Below are 18945 nucleotides of genomic sequence, written 5' to 3'. Positions count from 1 at the left end.
TTTACAATTTCCTAATAGAATCTTCTGGATATTGAGCACGCGCTCCTCCAATAAGCTTGGGACGACTAGCAAGTGCAGTTACATGAGCTTGACCAATCTCTTTCAAAATTGGTCGAATAGGCACCTGAACATGTTTAACATGCATACCTATAGAAGTGTCACCAATATCTAGACCTGCATCTGCTTTTATAAATTCGACTTCAACCGGATCTTTCATATACCGAAAGGCCGCTAATTGACCAGAACCTCCAGCGTGTAATGTAGGTAGTACGCTGACTATTTCCAAATGGTATTTGATGGCAACTTCTCTCTCTACTACAAGGGCTCGATTTACATGTTCACATCCTTGAACAGCAAGATAGATTCCTTTAGATGATAGGATGTCTAAAATCTTTTCGACAATTAGTTCCCCAATTTCTTGACTAGATTTTTTTCCAATATGTCCTCCTATCACTTCACTAGAAGAAAGTCCTAAAACGAAGATAGATCCTTCATGAAGACACGCTTTAGCTAGTACATCCTCAAGGATTTCCTCTACATCTCTTTGTATCCTTACTTGGTCCATAGTTCACCTCACTTACATCATTCTATCATACCGTTTTTTCAGCATTATAGCAAGATATGTGATGCAAATAAGATAACTTTCTAAAGCCTATAATGTATGCGTATTTTGACGACAATTTTTATCTCATTTCACCTTAATTCTTAAAGACTTTTCAGCTCTAATTATATCTAAAATATATGAGCAAATTAAAAAGCAGAGAACGGTAATTCTCTGCTCCTTTATTCTTATTATATCTTTTGTAGTCCTTGCACGGCATCGTGATTGATGATGACTTGACCGTATTCTTGGAGAACTGAACGGCTGATATCACTATCATCTGCAAATTCACGCATGCGAGCCAATAACCAAGCTGGATAAAGACTTGGATGACCCTCTACATCAACCAAGACTGTTAGATAGTATTGGTCATTCATTTTGTAAAGCTCTGAAGTCTCCATTTGGTAATCAACTGTTTTCGCAAAAGAAACCAAACTAGTTAAGTCGTCAAAGCGTAAGATGTAGTAGATATAAGGTTCTTTTTTTCCTTCTTCTAGCTCAGCAATTTCATCAATCGCTGCTTCTTCCTCTTTTTCAACCTGCTCTAGAGATTGGATCGCTTCAATATCTTCTTTGGTTTTCTCTGCCATGGTTTTTTCCAATGTTTTCAAAAACTCATCTGGAGACATTTTTGCCAACTCATCCATATCTGGAAGGTCTGCCAAATCCTCAAAATCCAAATTTTGGTCAATCTTAGACTTGGTTACAAAGACATCAACCTTATCAGGCTTCGGTGTCACTCGGAAGCTAAGCATTCCAGTATCCAAGAAACTGTCTGGCATCTCTAACTCATCCAGAATGGCATAGAAAAACTCTTCTGTTTTTTCCTGTGGAACGAGAAAGTCTGCGATTTCCATTCCACGATCCATCAAATCTTCTAAAGACATGGTGATTTTTAAAGTCGTATCACTGATTTGTTTCATTTTCATAGTTCGTAACCTCATACTTTCAGTTCTATCTATTATACAAGATTTAAATGATTTTATCAAAAGAATGGCGTTGGAATGTTCATTGATATCTAGTATAGAACACTAAATTATGATTTAGAACTCTTTATTATCAAAGACAAAACACTTCACTATGCACTTGATCTAGTTCGTGCAAAAATCAAACGAAATTAACAAAACACCTATAAAGCTTAGGCTTTATAGGTGTTTTTATTATAGAAAAAATTAATTAAAAATCAGTTAGAAACTTAATTATTTTCTGGGCTCGTTTGTGTTTGAGGTTCAGTAGATTGATTTTTTTCCTCAGATGTAGCAGATGAGCTTTCTGTTTGTTGAGTTCTCTCAACTTCTGTTGTTTCGAAAATGTGCCCCTGACTATTTGCCACAGTTTGTTCCTGAGTTGTTTCCTCGGTTGTAACAGTCGTCCAAATTCCATCTGCATTGAGCTTGTACCCGTCAGGACTTGTTCCATTTCTTAGGAGAGAACCATTTGTTTGGAAATAGTACCAGTTACCATTCAGTTGTTTCCAGCCAGTTTCCATGGCACCACTTGCATTGAGGTAATAGCGTGCCCCATTTATCTCTTGAAGGCCTGTTAGCATGATACCCTCTTTGTCTAGATAGTACCAAGTGTTCTTATCTTTGAACCAGCCTGTCTTCATAGCTCCACTGCTTACGAAGTAATAATAATGGTTATCGAGCCATTTCCATCCGGTCTGCATAGCTCCGCTTGCATTGAGATAATAACGGGAACCATTAATTTCTTGAAGGCCTGTTAGCATAACACCTTCTTTATCTAGATAGTACCAAGTATCCTTATCTTTGAACCAACCTGTCTTCATAGCTCCACTGCTTGCGAAGTAATAATAATGGTTATCGAGCCATTTCCATCCGGTCTGCATTGCACCACTTGCATTCAGATAATAGCGCGAACCATTTATTTCTTGGAAACCTGTTAGCATGATGCCTTCTTTATCTAGATAATACCAAGTGTCCTTATCCTTTAACCAGCCTGTCTTCATAGCTCCACTACTTGCAAAGTAATAATAATGGTTATCGAGCCATTTCCATCCGGTCTGCATAGCGCCACTTCCATTCAGATAATAGCGCGAACCATTTATCTCTTGGAAGCCTGTTAACATGCTACCTTCTTTATCTAGATAATACCAAATATCCCTATCTTTGACCCAGCCAGTTTTCATAACCCCAGAACTAGTAAAATAGTTCCAATGGCCATCAATAAAGACCCAACCGGTTTTCATGATTCCATAATTATCAAAGTAGTAGGTTTTTCCATCAATTTTTTTCAGACCAACTGAAGGAATACCATCTCCATCATAATAATACCAACTTGAACCTAGCTTTTGCCAACTAGATGCTGTCCCTAGATTCTGTAGGCTACCATTACTTGCAAAGAACATTTTCTTGCCATTAAAGACTTGTAAGCCAGTCAACATTCTTCCATCTTTGTCAAAGAGATATTTTTGCCCACCAATTTCAGCTAGTTCATTATAAAGTCTTGCTCCCGTTGAACTGATATAGTACCAAGAACCACCTTGCTTGAACCAACCCTCATACTGCATCTTACCATTGCTATTGAGGTAATACCAGTTGCCTTCAACTTTATCTTTAACATCGACTAAATGAAGCCATTTGCTTGCCTGCATTTGACCCTTTCCATTAAAGAAATAATAATCCCCATCGTCTAATCTATGCCAACCAATAGCCATCTGATTATCAGATAAACGATATTTCCAGTAGCCATCTTCCTTATACCACTTTTCAGTAACTGTCGGAATATTTGGGAAGGAATCAGAAACATTAGTAAAGCCAGTATTACTGATATTGAATACTGTCGCATCCTGAGTTTGACTAGACGCATGAACTACTTGAATATTCTTCTTTTTCAGATAGTCTCTTGTTGAAGCCAGATTTGCATCAGATGATGATGTATGTACTACCGTACTTGGTGCTAGTGAATCTAGAAATGGAAGAGTATTTGAAATTTTAGCATCATAGTGATGATTCCATTTCATCATATCTACCTTGCCAATCACAGGACCTAGCTTATCCTCTGCCCCTTCAGCATTATCTAAGTCACCACCAAGATAAATTCTTTTTCCTGCTACAGTTACTACTGCAACCAATGAATTAGAATTATCATCATAGACTTTTTTCAATTTGCCATCTGGACCATACTCATTTTTATAGTTGTAGAGCTGAATATCCATATCACCCAATTTGAAACGACTATCTTCTTCCTTTATATCTTGAACAATAGTTACTCCTTTTTCACGGGCTGTCTTAAGTGCATTATCATAATTGAAAAGGTTATCCCACAAGCGCCATTTACTGGTTATCCTTTCATCAGTATATTTTTTTAAATATAGTTTTCCGACTGGATAACGTTTAAGAACTTCATCAGCAGCACCAATATGATCACTATGAACATGAGTTCCTAAGATAAAATCAAGTTTTTTTACACCTAGGTATTTCATATGTCGGAAAAGTCTATCTTCTAAGACATACCCATTGTTTGTACTAATACCAAAACGAGCTGGATATCGTGGATTACTACCATCTGGAAAATCGTAGTCTTCTCCCATATCAATTAGAGCGTAATGTCCGTTACTTTCTAAAATAATGGCGTCACTCCCCGTTGCCCCTTTTGTATTGATGAAATGTATACGGTTTCCAGAAGCAGTTGAGATTATATTTGCTTGTACAAATTGTAATTGACTTATTGCAATAGCGAAAAGTACAAAGATTAATAGGATTAATTTTTTTTGTTTCAAATTCATCTACGAATCACACTTTCTTTCTAGTGATTTTATTTTCGATATGAGCTAGTAGCTCTATACAAGCAATGTAAATTCGAGCTCTCGTTTTTAATTAAATTTATTACTTATTTTCAATTAAGTATACATCAAATTCATGCCCAAAACTTCTCTCTTCTTCAGGTGGTAATTGCATATAATTACCATAATATTGTTTTAAAATGAAATCATAATTTTTGGGTGCGGGTAATCTAAGGTGTTCAAAATCTACAAATATTATTTCCTCAAAAATTTTTCTTTCAAATATCTCTTTCTCACCTAACTTTGAAGAAAGGAAAGCTATATATTTCCCATTTGGATTATAGTATTTTTTCGTAAGCTTTTCCATAAAAATAGCAAAAATTCTCGGTGATATTGGTAATAATACGAACCAAATAATTTGTCTTATAATATCCTTAATATAATTGTCCTTATATATAATATTCTTTCTTTTGCTTGATGCTAGTAATTTTAAACTATCCAATCTATAAAATAATTTCATAATTCTTTTGTCATTAAATGTATCCATAGGGAATATATCAATGAACACACCCGTAGGATAAGTTGTGTATACTCTTGTATTATTTATAACAGTGGATGGATCTATTATTTTTATAAAGTTATTATAATATTCTTTTTGTGTCTCTAATGAAAGTAGTTTATACTTTGAACTCTCTTTTTCAAATAACTTTATGAATTTGTTATAATTTTCACGCGTCATACTAATATCAATATCGTCATCCCAGGGTATAAAACCTTTATGCCGAATAGCCCCTATAAGAGTTCCGTAATTAAGAAAATATTCTATATCATTTTTTTTACAAAAAGCATCAATATATGATAAAATCTCCAATTCAATATTTTTAGCTTCTTCTACCGTTATTTTTTTCATTTTCTTCTCCCAAATTAACAAATTTTATTTTTGATTTTTTTAAAATGCTCAAAAACTTCTTGTAAGATAGCATCATTAGTTATATATAATAAAAACGTATAGCTTATTATTGATAGAATAATAATAATAACTACATTCACAATCAATTTCGAAGTTATTATCATTTCTGTAGGATTAATAATATTAACTATATAGTAAATTGGTATAAAGGTGAGACTAAACATAAAATAACGCATAGTGTAATGGAATATGTTTTTTAATGATATTAATTGTTTTTTTATAATAAATCTTGAATAGATTATTAATAAAATAACTTCAGAAACCATTGTAGTTATCAAGTACAATTCTGGTTTTGAAATATTGTTCATAAACAATAGACTATCTAGTAGGATGTTTATAATACCAGAAAATAAAGTGAAAATAGTTAGTTGTTTTTCGTAGCCATGAGCAAATATAATTTGAGTTCCTAAAATAATATCTAAAGATAAGAAAATTGTCCTGAAAGCAAATAGCGAAGTTAACATCCCTCCTTCAACATATTTTTCACTTCCGTATATTAGTATTGTTTCAGTTCCTATTACTGTTAATCCAAGGCTTATAGGTATAATGAAAAACATAAACATACGACTACCTCTATTTACTAAATTGTAATAAGAAGTTTTATCACCTTTTCCTAAATAATAATTCAGTCTCGGCACACTTACACTTACAACTCCCGTAATTAAACCAGCTATAACGCCAACTATTCTCTGAGCCATTGTATAATATGTAACAAATAATTCTTCACCAATTTTAACTAGGAATAATCTATCAAGGAAAGTGAAAAGCATATTTGCACTTGAAAAAATAAGCATAGCAGTAAGCGGTAGAAATAGTGGTTTAAAATCTTTGATATCTATTCTAACTAATTTTATATCTCTTTTTATCCAAAAATAACTAATCAAATAATTTATAAAAGTCGATAAACTCATGATTAGCGTATAAGGTATAATATCCTTTTCTTCTTTTACAAATATAAACATAGAAACTAGCATAATAGTTCGAATCAAAGCTGTCTTATAAAAAAGAAAATCATAATTTTCCAACGCCTCGTTCACCCACTCTATGGAAAACATTTGTGCTATTAATTGAATTCCCATTACTAAGTAAACCTTTTTAAGTACTGGGTTATTCTCAAAAAATAGAGGATAGGCAAATACATATACTACGATACATAAGCTTGTACAGACTACACAGAGAAAAAATAATTGGGAGAAGACTTTATTGACCTCGTTTTTATTATCTTTTACGTTACTTATACCTCGTAGACCATATGAATATACTCCGTATGTAGCAAAAGGTAAGAAAAATGAAAGTATGGTATCAACAGAGTTAAAGTAACCGTAATATGTTTTATCTAATACACGAGCCACATATGTACCTGTTAAAAGAGGGAATATAATATTTAGTATTCTAATCCCTAGATATGCTAAAGCATTAAGTTTAATACTTTTCATGAAAAAACAAATCCTCTCTATGAATTTCTAATTACCATTATAGCACATACAGATATAAAAAATCTTAAAAGAAGAGTTTCGTAGTTTTTTTATAAATACATACAATTGTACTATCTAATTACTTAGTAAAAGTTATCTATGGAAAGGAGACGATTAACTGTTCTAAATTTCTAGGATGTATTAACCATTATTTTAATAGTGAGGTGAGAATTATGACTACCTTAAATATATAACCTATCTACAGCGAATTTGATTTTTAATCTTAATCATTAACTCTACTACGGATTGAAAACTTTCTTGAGTGATGACTTTAAACTTAGGTAATCTATACGTTAGCATTGTAATACTAACAACTAACTTTTATCAGCAATCTAGTGAAATTGAAAATTTGCAAGTATCTGTCAATTAAAGCACTCTCAAAGTTTTTTTATAAATGAAAACAAATAACAAGATAAAATTGTAGTGCCAATATCCGATGTGCTCGTTGCACACAAAAAAGCCATCAAATGATGACTTTTCATGTAGTAGACTTCTTCTATCCACTTCAGATTTAACTTTTATTCAATCAACAACAGTTTGTAAGGATGGCTAAATTTTAAAAAATAGTATACCACTCTCTATCTTTTACACATACTATAATTTATATGTGATAACACCTAACAATTTTTTATTTAAATTTTTTATAACCTGTAAATTCTCTTCAAAGTTTTTATATTTAGTTATGCCATATTCTTCAATAAATAAAATATTATCAGATTCTAGTATTGACTTAATATCACTCATATTTCCTATTAGAATATTTTCTGGTAAAACTTTGGCATATTTTTTAGAAAATTTATCAATAACTTTTTTATTTGTTGCCAATAATAGTAAATTCTTATTTCCATTTTTATAATCTAAAATGTCTTTAAAATTCTCTTGATCATCTATTTTTACAATAAAATCTACACCATATTTTTCATAATCGCCCGCCCTATTGATAGTTGGATTGAAAATATAAACTGCTATATTAGCAAATAATACTAAAATCAAAGCACCTATTCCTAGTATAATCAAACGAATAAACAAAGTAGCTTTACTAACTCCAGATTCTCTGTCACTATTTTTAAGCTCTTTTGAATAAACTGTCTCTAATTTTTCAACTGTGACACCAGAGTATACATGTTTATATTTATCTATTAACAAATCTAATTTCTGTTCGATATTATCATTTGCTAATTTACTCTGTGTCAATATTTTTACCGTGATTCCAGCATTGTTTAATAAGGAACTCACTTCTACTTTTTTGTCCCAAAAATCAAAATTTGAATTTTTAAGAGTAATCTCACTTGTCCCTAACTCTGAAGCGATTCTTTTCATATCTTCTTCAGGTAGATCATTGAATAAATAAGCACCATTTAAATTAGATTTAATTAAATGACCATAGAAATCACTGTATCCTCCAATTGTATTATTAGATACTGTGTTCTCCTCTAACGGCGCAGTTATCTTATATGAAAGATAACTAGAATAATTACTAGTATCCTTTACAACAGACTTTGTTGTAAGCACTTTATAAGAGTATGGAACTGCTAAACATAGAAATAGAACGACTAATGAAACTAGATTTAATACTCTTTTTTTATAAATATTTGCAAATAAATCTGCAATCGAATAATTATCAAACATTATACATCTCCTTTATTGTTAATTACGTGTTTTACTTTTCTATTTATTAAACCTGCTACAAAAAATATAACAATAACTATCCCCCAATATTGCAATGTAACTAAATTAAAGAAACTCTCCGTAAAGCTCCCTCTTGGCATAAAGAACAAATTATTTAAAATTAATAATGTAATACTAAACAACAGTATCCCTGGTTTATATGAAGTTTTCATCATGAATATAAAACATATTCCCATTATAATGCTCAGCAAAAATATTCCAATCATACCATAATCAGTATATATCTCCATTATATAGCTTCCGCCTATTCCATGTCCTGCTAAATAATCCTGTCTCAAAACAATATATGAGATATTATGAGCATATCTATCACTTTCAAGAGCTAACTCGATGCTATTATTAGCACTAACAAATGGAGTCCCACCAAATAAAATTCCTAAATTTCCCCTAGTGATATACTCAATTATGGGACTAAAGGTATAATTTCTAAATTCTCGTATCGGCAAATTACTTCCGTATAAGTAGCCTCTCGCTAAAACACCAAAACTAGTCCCTTGTTTATAGATAAAATCTATCAAAAGTTCAGAAAAACTCATATTACCAATTCCTGCCCCATCACGGGCATAATTCAAAAACCCCATAACTAGCATCATGATTGGTGTACCTATATAGAGTATAGCTTTTTCTTTAATACCTATCCATACTCCTTTTTCTGTCTGATTTCTCATAAAATAATAAATAAATGAAAATATCAAACTAAGTACAAATGGATTTCTTGTTCCTATTAAAAGGTTTATTACATTACCCGTAACAAACAGGCCTAATACTATTGTAGAATGACGTTTACTTGGTTTAGTAGCTAAGTAAATACACATAGCATAAACTACAAACGTCGATAATGTATATGTAAAATAAGGCAGTTCACTTTTGAACTCTGCATAATATTCATAATATGATACATTTATTCTATACAATAACCTTTCTATTAACCTAATTAAATAGAACGGATATGAAATTAAAAATACTGTTAGAGATACCTTTCTTATACTATGTATGAATAATCTAGATTTTTGGGTTTCATATCTCTCTTTTTTATTATTTTCTTTTTTAGAAACTAATAAACCTCCTATAGTTAGCCCAATAATAGAAACAATAACCGCTATAAATGAAAATCTATAGGCATCTTCCTGATAGGTATTTATTAGTCCATATTTGAAATAATCTATTGTTGGTCTAGAGACTAAAAAAAGAAATATCGTAATGTAAAAAATAAGGTGGATTACATAATACTTTATATTGTTAAAACAATATAAAACACTACTTATAATAAGCATAACTAAAGTTATCAGTAACGTAATAATCGAGTTATTATATATATATACAATACCTAAAAAAATAGTTATAACATAGCTAAATAGCGTAATTAAATAATACACTCTTTTCCAATCTAATATCAAATACTCACCTCATCCCTTTACACGAAAATTTAAAAAACATCCCCAGTAGAAACAATACGTTTCTTAAAATTATATAGATACTCTGATAATTCTAACTCTATCACTTCTACTTCCTCCCTGTATTTATCGTCTCTATTGTAAACTTGTAAATTATTCACAGAAATAGCTGGGTTGAAATACTCAAACTTTGCTTTATGATGGATAGAATCTATACCGATGAAATTTTCTATATCTTGTTTTGTTTCCTCATAATTCAAAACTAAATCCTCAAAATTTAATCGTAATGCTAAAGTATTTGTTTTTTTCTCATTTTCTCTCATCATTTTGTAATAATTACAAAATTCCTTAACATCGGTTGGATATGGCACCTCTTGATTTCTGGGCTTCCAAAAGTATTTATTCATTATAAATACATCACGAGGATCTCTAGAAATTATTATTGGAAATAACTCTTCAATTTTATAATTATCAATTATATTAAGATTATGAGGCAATAAGAGCTGATCTAGGACTATATACTCTTCTTTATCCGAAATTTCTTTTATTACATTCAAAATAAATTTTCTACTTTTTTCATAAAAATCACGTGATGATAACATACTAATTTCTAATTGTACTTGTTTTGGCTTTGTTGTCTTTTTAAAGATAATTCTCTTTATAACCCTTATAATCCAGGCCATTTTTGTAGGTTTTTGATGATAATACCAAATCCCCTGATATTTACTCGTTATTATAGAATCCAAATAACTATCTACTATATTCATGAAATTTATAGAAATTTTATTTTTATAGTTAGCAATTCCCCAACCTTCGTAAATATACAGTTTTTTCATGAGTCTTCTAAAACTCTTTACAGCTTCATCACTTCTTATAGCATTATTATTATAAAGTAATTTATATTCTAAATCAAATAATCCATCAGGTGCATATAAAAATACATACTCAAAATCTGAATTTTTTGTGTTTATTCCTTCATATTCTTTTAATAAATCTGTCACAGCAGAAGATCCACTTCCCATATAACTCATAGGAACTATGATTTTATCCATATTTTTATCATCCTATAATTCTTTAATGATTTTTTTTATACTAGCAATTTGTTTATCTAAGGAAAATTTGTCTACATGTTTTCTACACACTTTTGATTTAATAATTCTGTTTTCCTTATTTTTACTAAGTTCTTCTACAATATAATTGGTAATTTCCTCATTGTTATCCGAAACAAAGCCACATTTTTGAGAATTATATAGTTCATTTGTTCCCCCTACAGGTGTACTAATGAATCCCTTTCCCAAAGCTAAACTTTCGACTAAAACGGTAGGAAAGCCCTCTGCTTCTGATAATAAAATAACATAAGAAGATTTTTTTATGTATGGATACGGGTTTTTAACATAGCCCAACATAAAAACATTGTTCTCTAATTTATTATCAAGTATAAATTTACTAACATATTCCTCTAAATCGCCTTTTCCTAACAAATATAATTTTTTATCGGGAATCTTTTCAACCACATTCTTAAAAACTTCTAACAGTCTCTTTATGCCTTTTGATTCTTCTATTCGTCCTATATAGATAAGACTATCCTCTTCAAATTTAATTTCCGCATTTTCAAGAGACTTAACATTTATATCATTAAAATCATATCCATTATATACTATTTCTATTTTTTTCTTATACTCAGGATAAATTTCTTTAATCGATTCTTCTGTTTTTTCTGAAATAGCTATTATTTTGTTAACAAATCTTAGTTTTTTACCTTGTCTAATCCTAGATATTTTATGATTTTTTAAATTATAAATTGTTCCATGATTCCACGATATTGTTTTCACATCATCATTAAGTAAATAAACTGGATAAAGATAATTAAAAGCAATCTCATAATCGTATTTTTTTCGAGTTATTCTATTTCTAAAAAATTTTGGAAATAATAAGAACAACTTCCATTTAATATTTTTAAAAAGACTAGTATTTTCTAAATTTTTGAATACGGGTTCTAATACATTAATATTTTCATCATCACTACATACAGCACCATGATGATTTATCTCTAAAATATCAATATCATATTCATTGCTTAATTCTTTGGAAATATTTTCCAGAATTTTTTCAGCTCCGCCCCCCATACTAAAAGACCAGGTTATAAACAAGACTTTCTTTTTACCCATATCTCACCTATTTCAAAAGTTTTTTCACTATTTTTTTTCGATTATATTTTATCAAATACATTAGTATTTTTCTCTTTAAAGGTTGACTCTTTAAATATTTATTTTTTATCCAATTTGGATATTTTTTATTTACTTTTTCAAGGTAATCTTTTAATAAGGGAGACTTTTCATCAATTCTTAAAATATTAGCGTATCCACCATATAAAATATGGTACCAGTTATAATATTCTAACTCTTCTTTATATTCCCCTGGGTAATTTTCCGCATAATATTCTTCTACACTGTTTAACATTACTTCTATATCTCTTATTTTATTAATAGCTGTTCCGCCACGCATAATAGAACCTTCAGTTAAATAGTATTTATATATACTAAAATTAAAATATTTTGCTTTAGTTATATTAGGCCAAAGTCTTGCCATGAACTCGAAATCTTCATATAAATAGCCACTTTTAAATGTTAATTTAGTTTTTCTTAAGAATTCTAAATCATATATATAATGCCATACAGCATTTGGTAAGGTAAAGAGTTTTCTTTCTTTATTCGGGTTTAGGATAGTATTTCCTTCTATCCCCATACTTATATAGTCCAACTCACTATTCTCGTATCCCACCCTATAATCAAAAATATTTACTTCTTCTAATTTTTGATTAGCTATAAATTTTAGTGCACCTTTTTCTATCTCATCATCTACATCAACAAACCATAGATAATCTCCACTTGCCTCCTCTAAAGTTACTCTTCTAACATGGGCTAATCCCCCATTTTCTTGAGATATAACTTTTAGATAGGATAATTTTTCACTATATCCCTTTAATATTGTTTCGCTACTATCCTTTGATCCATCATTTACAATTAGCAGTTCTAATTCTATTTTATCTTTCACTGACTCATACTCTTTTGCGATAGAATCTATGCAACGTGATATATATTTTTCACCGTTGTATACTGGTACACCTATAGTTAATTTCATTATTTTTTTCCTATTATTTCTTTTATAAATGAATATACTCTCTTAGAATTCTGATCATCATGTATTCTAAAAAACTTATCAATTTTTCCTTTATATTTACCTTCCAAAATCCAATTATTTTTAAATTGATTTTTTATCTCTGTTATCAATTCATCTAGGGTTTCTATAGATTTTCCAAATCCATCTTTATAGTCATAATATCCTTCTTCGTACTGGCCTTCCCTAAATTTTTTATAATCAAATTGATAAAATAATACTGGTTTTCTCATATAACAAAAATCCATAAATACACTTGAGTAATCTGTAATTAAAAAAGCAGACTCTTTTAATAGTTCTTGTATATCATATTTTTTCCAATCAGCCAATATAATATTATCAGAAGAAGTTTGAAAATCTTGTAAATTTTTTTGCATGTTTCTATGCGGATAAAAAAATAAAGTTAGGTTATTTTTTTCTAAAAAGTTTTTTAAGTCATCATTTACTAAAAACTCATTCCATTTTTTAAAGTATTCACTTTCAATAAAAACACTTCCTTCATTAAAATCATTTCTAGCTTTAGTATTTAAATTTAACCATTCTCTCCAAGTAGGCATAACAAGAATTTGATTATTATTTATAATATTACGATGAAGATTGTCAAATCTAGGAAATCCCAAATATTGTACATACCCTTTTGGATACCCGAATTTTTCTTTTATTACATTGTACTCTCTCTCAGCCCCACAAATAAAGCCACGCATTTTTGTATTTTCATAATATAACCATTTAGCATCCGAAACTGTTATTCCATGTTGTAAAAATACTTTATTGGTTTTCAATCCTAAATATACTTCCATAAGATTAAAAACAGCTGCATTAGGGTTTCCTGCTTTTTGTGTACTTACATTTACTCCCGCGCTAAGATAATAAACCCAGTGTTTAAAAGACCAATACTGGATACATTCTCCTAATGGTGTAACTTTTTTTGCATCTGGAGATTTTAAATCAATGACGTAAATTACATTTTCTTCTGGGTATTTTTCTCTAATATACTTAAAAAGCCAATAACCATTATCCCTAGCTTCTTTTTCACTTTCACATATTAAAATCAAGTTTTTATTTCTGTTTCTATAAAATAGCGAAACAAAGTACGCTAAAGGGAAAATAAATATAAGTGAAATAATATCTTTTACAGAAATTAATCTTAATTTTTCTAAAAAATTCCTATTCATCAGTGTACCTCCTCAGCTACTTTTTGTAGTTTATTAAAACATTTCAGCATATTTTTTTATATATTTTGAGATAAATCCTTTATTTCGTAAGGCTCCGATAGCTCCTCCCCCACATAAATAGCAGAGCAAGTCGTGTTCTTTACAAAAGGCGACAAAATATTCAGCCATTTCTAAGCTACGGGCTTGAATTGCCTTTAAATCACTCATCTCATTCTCATCCTCTTCTATAGAATTACATCATTTCATTATACCATAAAAATGACCAAAAAATCCATCAGATCATGTGAAAAATCAAAGCCTGAGACACCCATTTTATTAGGTGTTTCAAGCTTTGATTTTAATTTATTATTTATCTGAATCCCATCTGAGCCAGTTTATTCTGGTAAGCTTTTTGATCCACTCGGAGTGCTTGTCCTCCATAGACATCATAGTCATCTACCCAATCTCCTAGTTCCGGTACTGTAATTCTCCCAATACCGTTCTGACCTCCTTCAAGGACGGATAATCCGTTGGTTAATAAGAAGGTATAAGGAAGGTTTGTAGATGTCATGGCGAATACTTTACCAAGTGCTTCTGAACCTGTGAATAGTTTTGTAGGATCCTTAATTTGCTGTAAAACAGCTGTCATGACTTGTTGCTGTCTACGAGTACGGCCATAGTCCCCTTCATCATCATCACGGAAACGTGCATAGTTGAGAAGAGTGGATCCATTCATTTGTTGAGTTCCGGCTTTAATAGTCTGTGTTGGTGATTCTGTTTCTATCGCATGCAAGTCATCACCAACTGTCGCTTCTGTAACTGGAACTCCATTTAGAGTTGAAAATTGAGCATCAATGGTCACTCCATCAGGGAAAAGCGTGTCAATGGCAGTCGCAAAAGCTTGAAAATCTACAAGGGCATAGTATTTGATATCTAAGTCAAAATTATCTTTAAGGACCTTACGCACCATTTCAGCCCCTTGTTTTCCTTCTTGTTCACCCAATTCGTAAGCCAAATTCAACTTGTGGTCAACTTGTTTCTGACCATTGATGACTTGACTATAACCATCAATGTAAACTAGATTATCACGCATAAAGCTTACAAGCTTCAATTTTTTATCTTTACCACTTACATTGAGAACCATAATAGAATCGGTCCGTGTTTCTGCACTATTCTGACCAATACGACCGTCTGTTCCTAAAATAAGAATATTGACACCATCTCTTGTATCCTGTCCGTTAAAGACTTCAACTTGAGCGGCTTTAGCATCTTTTGATCCACTTGAGCTATTAGGATTGGCTGATTGGAAACCTTTCAGGAACATAAAAATCATTCCCATTGCTGCGCAAAGCAACAGCATTCCTAGCCAAGCAAGTATCCGTTTAAATCGAAAAACTCTTTTCTTTTTGGGCTTCTTGATTTTTTCTTTCTTAACTTTTTGCTTTGGCACATTGCGTCGAGAGCTGCGACTTCTTTTGCCATAAGTTGGAAGGCCTATATTAGATTCTTCTTGAGGGAGTTCTTCCAAATCCTTGAATACTTCCAAGTCCTCACGATAAACCTGACGAACTTCTTGTTGCGGTTTGTCCAATTTAGCTTGTAAAAAGGCAAACTCTCTCTTTTCTTTATCATTTAGATAGTGAATATTCTTCAAGAGATAGTCATAACGTAGTTTTTCATGGCGTGTCAAAGGATTCTCTCTAGTCATTCCCTCTCCTTTCCTTTCCTTTATCCTGTATGGTATAGATAGGATAAGCACCTAGTACTTTATACTGGATTCCAATCGTTTCTAATTCTTTTTGAGCAAAGTGGACCAGTTCTTTATCAGCATAGTCCACATCAATGATGAAAAAGTATTCCCCCAGTGCTGTTTTTAGAGGACGGCTTTCAATCTTAGTCAGGTCAATTCCTCGCCAAGCGAAGGTGGAAAGAGCCTTATATAATGCACCAGGTAGATTATCTGGCAAGGTCAAGGCCAGGCTCATCTTTTCCGAATTTGCATTCAAGGGGATTTGTGGTAAGTTAGGTCCCAAAACCCAAAAACGCGTGAAATTAGCTTCCATTTCTTGGATGTCTTGAGCGATTAGTTCTAATCCATATTCCTCAGCAGAACTTCTTGGGGCAATGGCTGCAAATGGTTGATCAGGATGCACAGAAACATATCGCGCAGCGTAGGCTGTACTAGCAGTGACCTCCAGTTGAGCATCTGGATAGTGTTCATCGATAAATTTCTTCCCTTGAGCCAATGCCTGCGGATGAGAAAAGATTTTTTCAATCCTAGACTGGCCTGTAACTGCCATTAGCTGTTGATGAATGGGCTGAACAATCTCTGCTACAGCCTGAATACGAGCCTGATGAAAAAGATAGTCCAAGCTTTCATGCACACTTCCCTCAATGGAGTTTTCAACCGGCACTACTGAATAATCTACCAATCCCTGTTCATAAGCCTTGATGACATCTGTAATGTTGGTAAAAGCTTGTAATTCCTCATGAGGAAAAGCCGTTTGCACCACATGGTGCGAAAAAGATCCTTTGGGACCTAGATAGGCAATTTTCATTTCAGTTCCTCTATAATTTCATCTGGGTTTAAACTTGATACATCTACAACCTGACTAGCCACTTCCTCATACCAAGCCTGCCTTTCTTTAAAAATTGCAGCTAAATCTTCCTTGCTATTCTTTAAAAATAGTGGACGTTGATTATCCTTATCGGCTGAAATTCGTTGGTAAAGGGTCTCAAAATCTGATTTGAGGTATATGTTGTCTGGATTTTGTTTGAGCAAGTCACGATTTCTTGAAGAAATAACTACGCCTCCCCCAGTTGACACGACTTGGTCCGTTTTGAGTAAGTCAGCTAAAATTTCTGATTCCACTTGACGAAAGGCTGCTTCTCCTTTTACTTTAAAAAAATCGGCTATGGACATTCCAATACGTTTCTCAATCACAGCATCCATGTCTACAAAATCAGGATCCAGCTTTCTAGCAATAGTCGTTTTCCCTGAACCCATAAATCCTAGCAAAACTTTAGCCATGAATCAAAATCTCCAAATCATCAAAGAAACTTGGATAGCTGGTGTTGATAGCTTCGGCACGATCCAATTCAACTTCTCCATCTGCAACTAAAAGAGCTGCAATGGCTGTCATCATTCCGATCCGATGGTCTCCAAAGGTATTGACTTTAGCTCCATGGAGGACAGATTTCCCTTTGATAATCATGCCGTCTGCTGTAGGAGTAATACTTGCTCCCATGCTATTTAAAGCATCTGCAACAACTTGAATGCGGTCAGTTTCTTTGACCTTGAGTTCTTCTGCATCTTTGATAACTGTTTGACCTTGAGCTTGGGTCGCAAGGAGCGCGATAATCGGCAATTCATCAATTAAACGTGGAATCAAGGCTCCACCAATTTCTGTTCCCTTCAAATCTGAAGTTTCAACAGTCAAGGTTGCAGATTTAGCAATGGGATCAATATCAGTAATCTCTAACTTACCACCCATAGCGCGGATAACATCGATAATCCCTGTACGTGTTTCGTTAATACCAACATTCTTAAGCACCACACGAGAATTTGGAACAATCAAACCTGCTACCAACCAAAAGGCTGCACTAGAAATATCTCCTGGAACTACTATCTTTTGTCCATTTAGTTTCTGTGGCCCCTGGACAGTGATTTTCTTGCCATCCACATTTAAATGGCCGCCAAATTGCTGTAGCATATCTTCTGTATGGTTACGAGTGCATTCTTTCTCGAGAATAACTGATTGACCCTGAGCCTGCAAGGCAGCAAATATCAAGGCTGACTTGACTTGGGCAGAAGCGATTGGCAATTCGTATTCAATTGGTCTTAAGTTTTTTGTTCCTTTTAAGTGTAATGGTGGCAAGTCTCGATCTGTTTGACCAGAAATGCTGACACCCATCTTTTTCAGTGGAAGGGTTACACGATCCATGGGGCGTTTAGAAAGACTATCATCTCCAAACATCTCAACTTCAAAGTCTGCACCAGCAAGGACACCTGAAATCAAACGAATAGAGGTTCCAGAATTGCCCATATCCAGAGCATTCTGAGGTACTCTCAATCCATCCATCCCAACACCTTGAATGGTAACAACGCCGTCCTTGTCCTCAATCTCTACACCGAGGTCACGAAATACTTGCATGGTTGACAAAACATCTTCACCACGCAAGATATCATAAACCTTGGTTTCGCCCTCAGCCAAGCTTCCAAAAATAATCGAGCGATGACTGATAGACTTATCCCCTGGCACGCGAATGCTACCATTTAAGTGCTTAATGTTTGTTTTTAATTTCATACTGGCCCTCATACTGACAATACTTTTTCTTATTTTATCATAAAAAGTCAGAAATTTCTTAGAAATTCCTGACTTTGTGAGGTAAATTCTTATTTTAACAATTCTGAGATTGGTTCAAATACTATTTTTTCAATATCAGATAGGTAGATAGAAAGTTGTTGTTGTTTGGCAAAGAAGGCTGACAGGAGAGGATTCCCCTGAATCTTTTTACCAAAGTCTTCCATTTTTTCTTGGAAAGAAGCATCTGGCATTTGACCAGTTTGTGCCATAACTTGGATTTCATGCTGAAAAGCAATATAATCCGCAAAAATCTTGCTAGCTTCTGTATCTGCTTGGATGGCGTCTCTAGCTTCCTTAACGGCCTTGTATTCAGGCAACTCACGTAGTCCACGACTAAGTTCATTTGCACTATCATAAATATTTGACATAATTG

Annotated in this window: 16 protein-coding genes and 1 pseudogene; all 17 read right to left on the bottom strand. The window is 32.4% G+C overall.

Features of this window, described 5'->3' with window-relative positions:
- Nucleotide 1 precedes the first annotated feature (1 nt).
- Nucleotides 2–565 carry a TIGR01440 family protein gene (locus tag NGI26_RS01510; RefSeq protein WP_251935153.1) on the bottom strand — a complete coding sequence of 188 codons (564 nt, stop codon included), beginning with the start codon at nucleotides 563–565 and terminating at the stop codon, nucleotides 2–4.
- A 227-nt stretch (nucleotides 566–792) separates the two neighbouring features.
- On the bottom strand, nucleotides 793–1530 hold the full coding sequence (gene mecA, locus NGI26_RS01505) for an adaptor protein MecA (protein WP_251935150.1): 738 nt from the start codon (nucleotides 1528–1530) through the stop codon (nucleotides 793–795).
- Between the two features lie 266 nt (nucleotides 1531–1796).
- Nucleotides 1797–4349: an MBL fold metallo-hydrolase gene (locus tag NGI26_RS01500; RefSeq protein ID WP_251935147.1), complete on the bottom strand. Its 2553-nt coding sequence runs from the start codon at nucleotides 4347–4349 to the stop codon at nucleotides 1797–1799.
- Nucleotides 4350–4449: 100 nt separating this feature from the next.
- Nucleotides 4450–5256: a LicD family protein gene (locus NGI26_RS01495; protein ID WP_251935144.1), complete on the bottom strand. Its 807-nt coding sequence runs from the start codon at nucleotides 5254–5256 to the stop codon at nucleotides 4450–4452.
- A gap of 14 nt (nucleotides 5257–5270) precedes the next feature.
- Nucleotides 5271–6752 (bottom strand): oligosaccharide flippase family protein, encoded by a 1482-nt coding sequence (locus tag NGI26_RS01490; protein ID WP_251935141.1) that lies wholly within the window; start codon nucleotides 6750–6752, stop codon nucleotides 5271–5273.
- 633 nt (nucleotides 6753–7385) lie between these two features.
- A complete protein-coding gene (gene tarQ / locus NGI26_RS01485) occupies nucleotides 7386–8420 on the bottom strand; it encodes a teichoic acid biosynthesis protein TarQ (protein WP_251935139.1) in 1035 nt (344 codons plus the stop codon).
- Nucleotides 8420–9874 carry an O-antigen polysaccharide polymerase Wzy family protein gene (locus NGI26_RS01480; RefSeq protein ID WP_251935341.1) on the bottom strand — a complete coding sequence of 485 codons (1455 nt, stop codon included), beginning with the start codon at nucleotides 9872–9874 and terminating at the stop codon, nucleotides 8420–8422. The genes tarQ and NGI26_RS01480 overlap by 1 nt, the downstream gene beginning before the upstream one ends.
- Before the next feature lie 32 nt (nucleotides 9875–9906).
- Nucleotides 9907–10926, bottom strand: a complete 1020-nt coding sequence (locus NGI26_RS01475) for a sulfotransferase family protein (protein WP_251935135.1) — start codon at nucleotides 10924–10926, stop codon at nucleotides 9907–9909.
- Between the two features lie 12 nt (nucleotides 10927–10938).
- Nucleotides 10939–12042, bottom strand: coding sequence for a glycosyltransferase (locus NGI26_RS01470; RefSeq protein ID WP_251935132.1), 1104 nt, complete (start codon nucleotides 12040–12042; stop codon nucleotides 10939–10941).
- 7 nt (nucleotides 12043–12049) lie between these two features.
- Nucleotides 12050–13015 carry a glycosyltransferase gene (locus NGI26_RS01465; RefSeq protein ID WP_251935129.1) on the bottom strand — a complete coding sequence of 322 codons (966 nt, stop codon included), beginning with the start codon at nucleotides 13013–13015 and terminating at the stop codon, nucleotides 12050–12052.
- Nucleotides 13015–14226: a CDP-glycerol glycerophosphotransferase family protein gene (locus NGI26_RS01460; protein ID WP_251935125.1), complete on the bottom strand. Its 1212-nt coding sequence runs from the start codon at nucleotides 14224–14226 to the stop codon at nucleotides 13015–13017. Before NGI26_RS01460 ends, NGI26_RS01465 begins: the two co-directional genes overlap by 1 nt.
- Nucleotides 14227–14295: 69 nt before the next feature.
- A pseudogene (locus NGI26_RS01455) lies at nucleotides 14296–14433 on the bottom strand (LicD family protein); the annotation flags it as partial.
- 142 nt (nucleotides 14434–14575) lie between these two features.
- Nucleotides 14576–15913 carry an LCP family protein gene (locus tag NGI26_RS01450; RefSeq protein WP_251935123.1) on the bottom strand — a complete coding sequence of 446 codons (1338 nt, stop codon included), beginning with the start codon at nucleotides 15911–15913 and terminating at the stop codon, nucleotides 14576–14578.
- A complete protein-coding gene (gene pheA / locus NGI26_RS01445; RefSeq protein ID WP_251935119.1) occupies nucleotides 15906–16763 on the bottom strand; it encodes a prephenate dehydratase in 858 nt (285 codons plus the stop codon). Before pheA ends, NGI26_RS01450 begins: the two co-directional genes overlap by 8 nt.
- Nucleotides 16760–17236, bottom strand: coding sequence for a shikimate kinase (locus NGI26_RS01440; RefSeq protein ID WP_251935116.1), 477 nt, complete (start codon nucleotides 17234–17236; stop codon nucleotides 16760–16762). Before NGI26_RS01440 ends, pheA begins: the two co-directional genes overlap by 4 nt.
- Nucleotides 17229–18512, bottom strand: coding sequence for a 3-phosphoshikimate 1-carboxyvinyltransferase (gene aroA, locus NGI26_RS01435; RefSeq protein ID WP_251935114.1), 1284 nt, complete (start codon nucleotides 18510–18512; stop codon nucleotides 17229–17231). The genes NGI26_RS01440 and aroA overlap by 8 nt, the downstream gene beginning before the upstream one ends.
- Before the next feature lie 89 nt (nucleotides 18513–18601).
- The gene (locus NGI26_RS01430; protein WP_251935112.1) at nucleotides 18602–18940 is read right to left on the bottom strand and encodes a YlbF/YmcA family competence regulator; all 339 of its coding nucleotides are present in this window, start codon (nucleotides 18938–18940) and stop codon (nucleotides 18602–18604) included.
- Nucleotides 18941–18945: the final 5 nt, after the last annotated feature.

The sequence above is a fragment of the Streptococcus sp. Marseille-Q0941 genome (assembly GCF_943736975.1).
Classification (GTDB): Bacteria; Bacillota; Bacilli; order Lactobacillales; family Streptococcaceae; genus Streptococcus.
The sequence above is the reverse complement of the archived record's forward strand: the minus strand, read 5'-3'. Positions and strand labels throughout refer to the sequence as shown.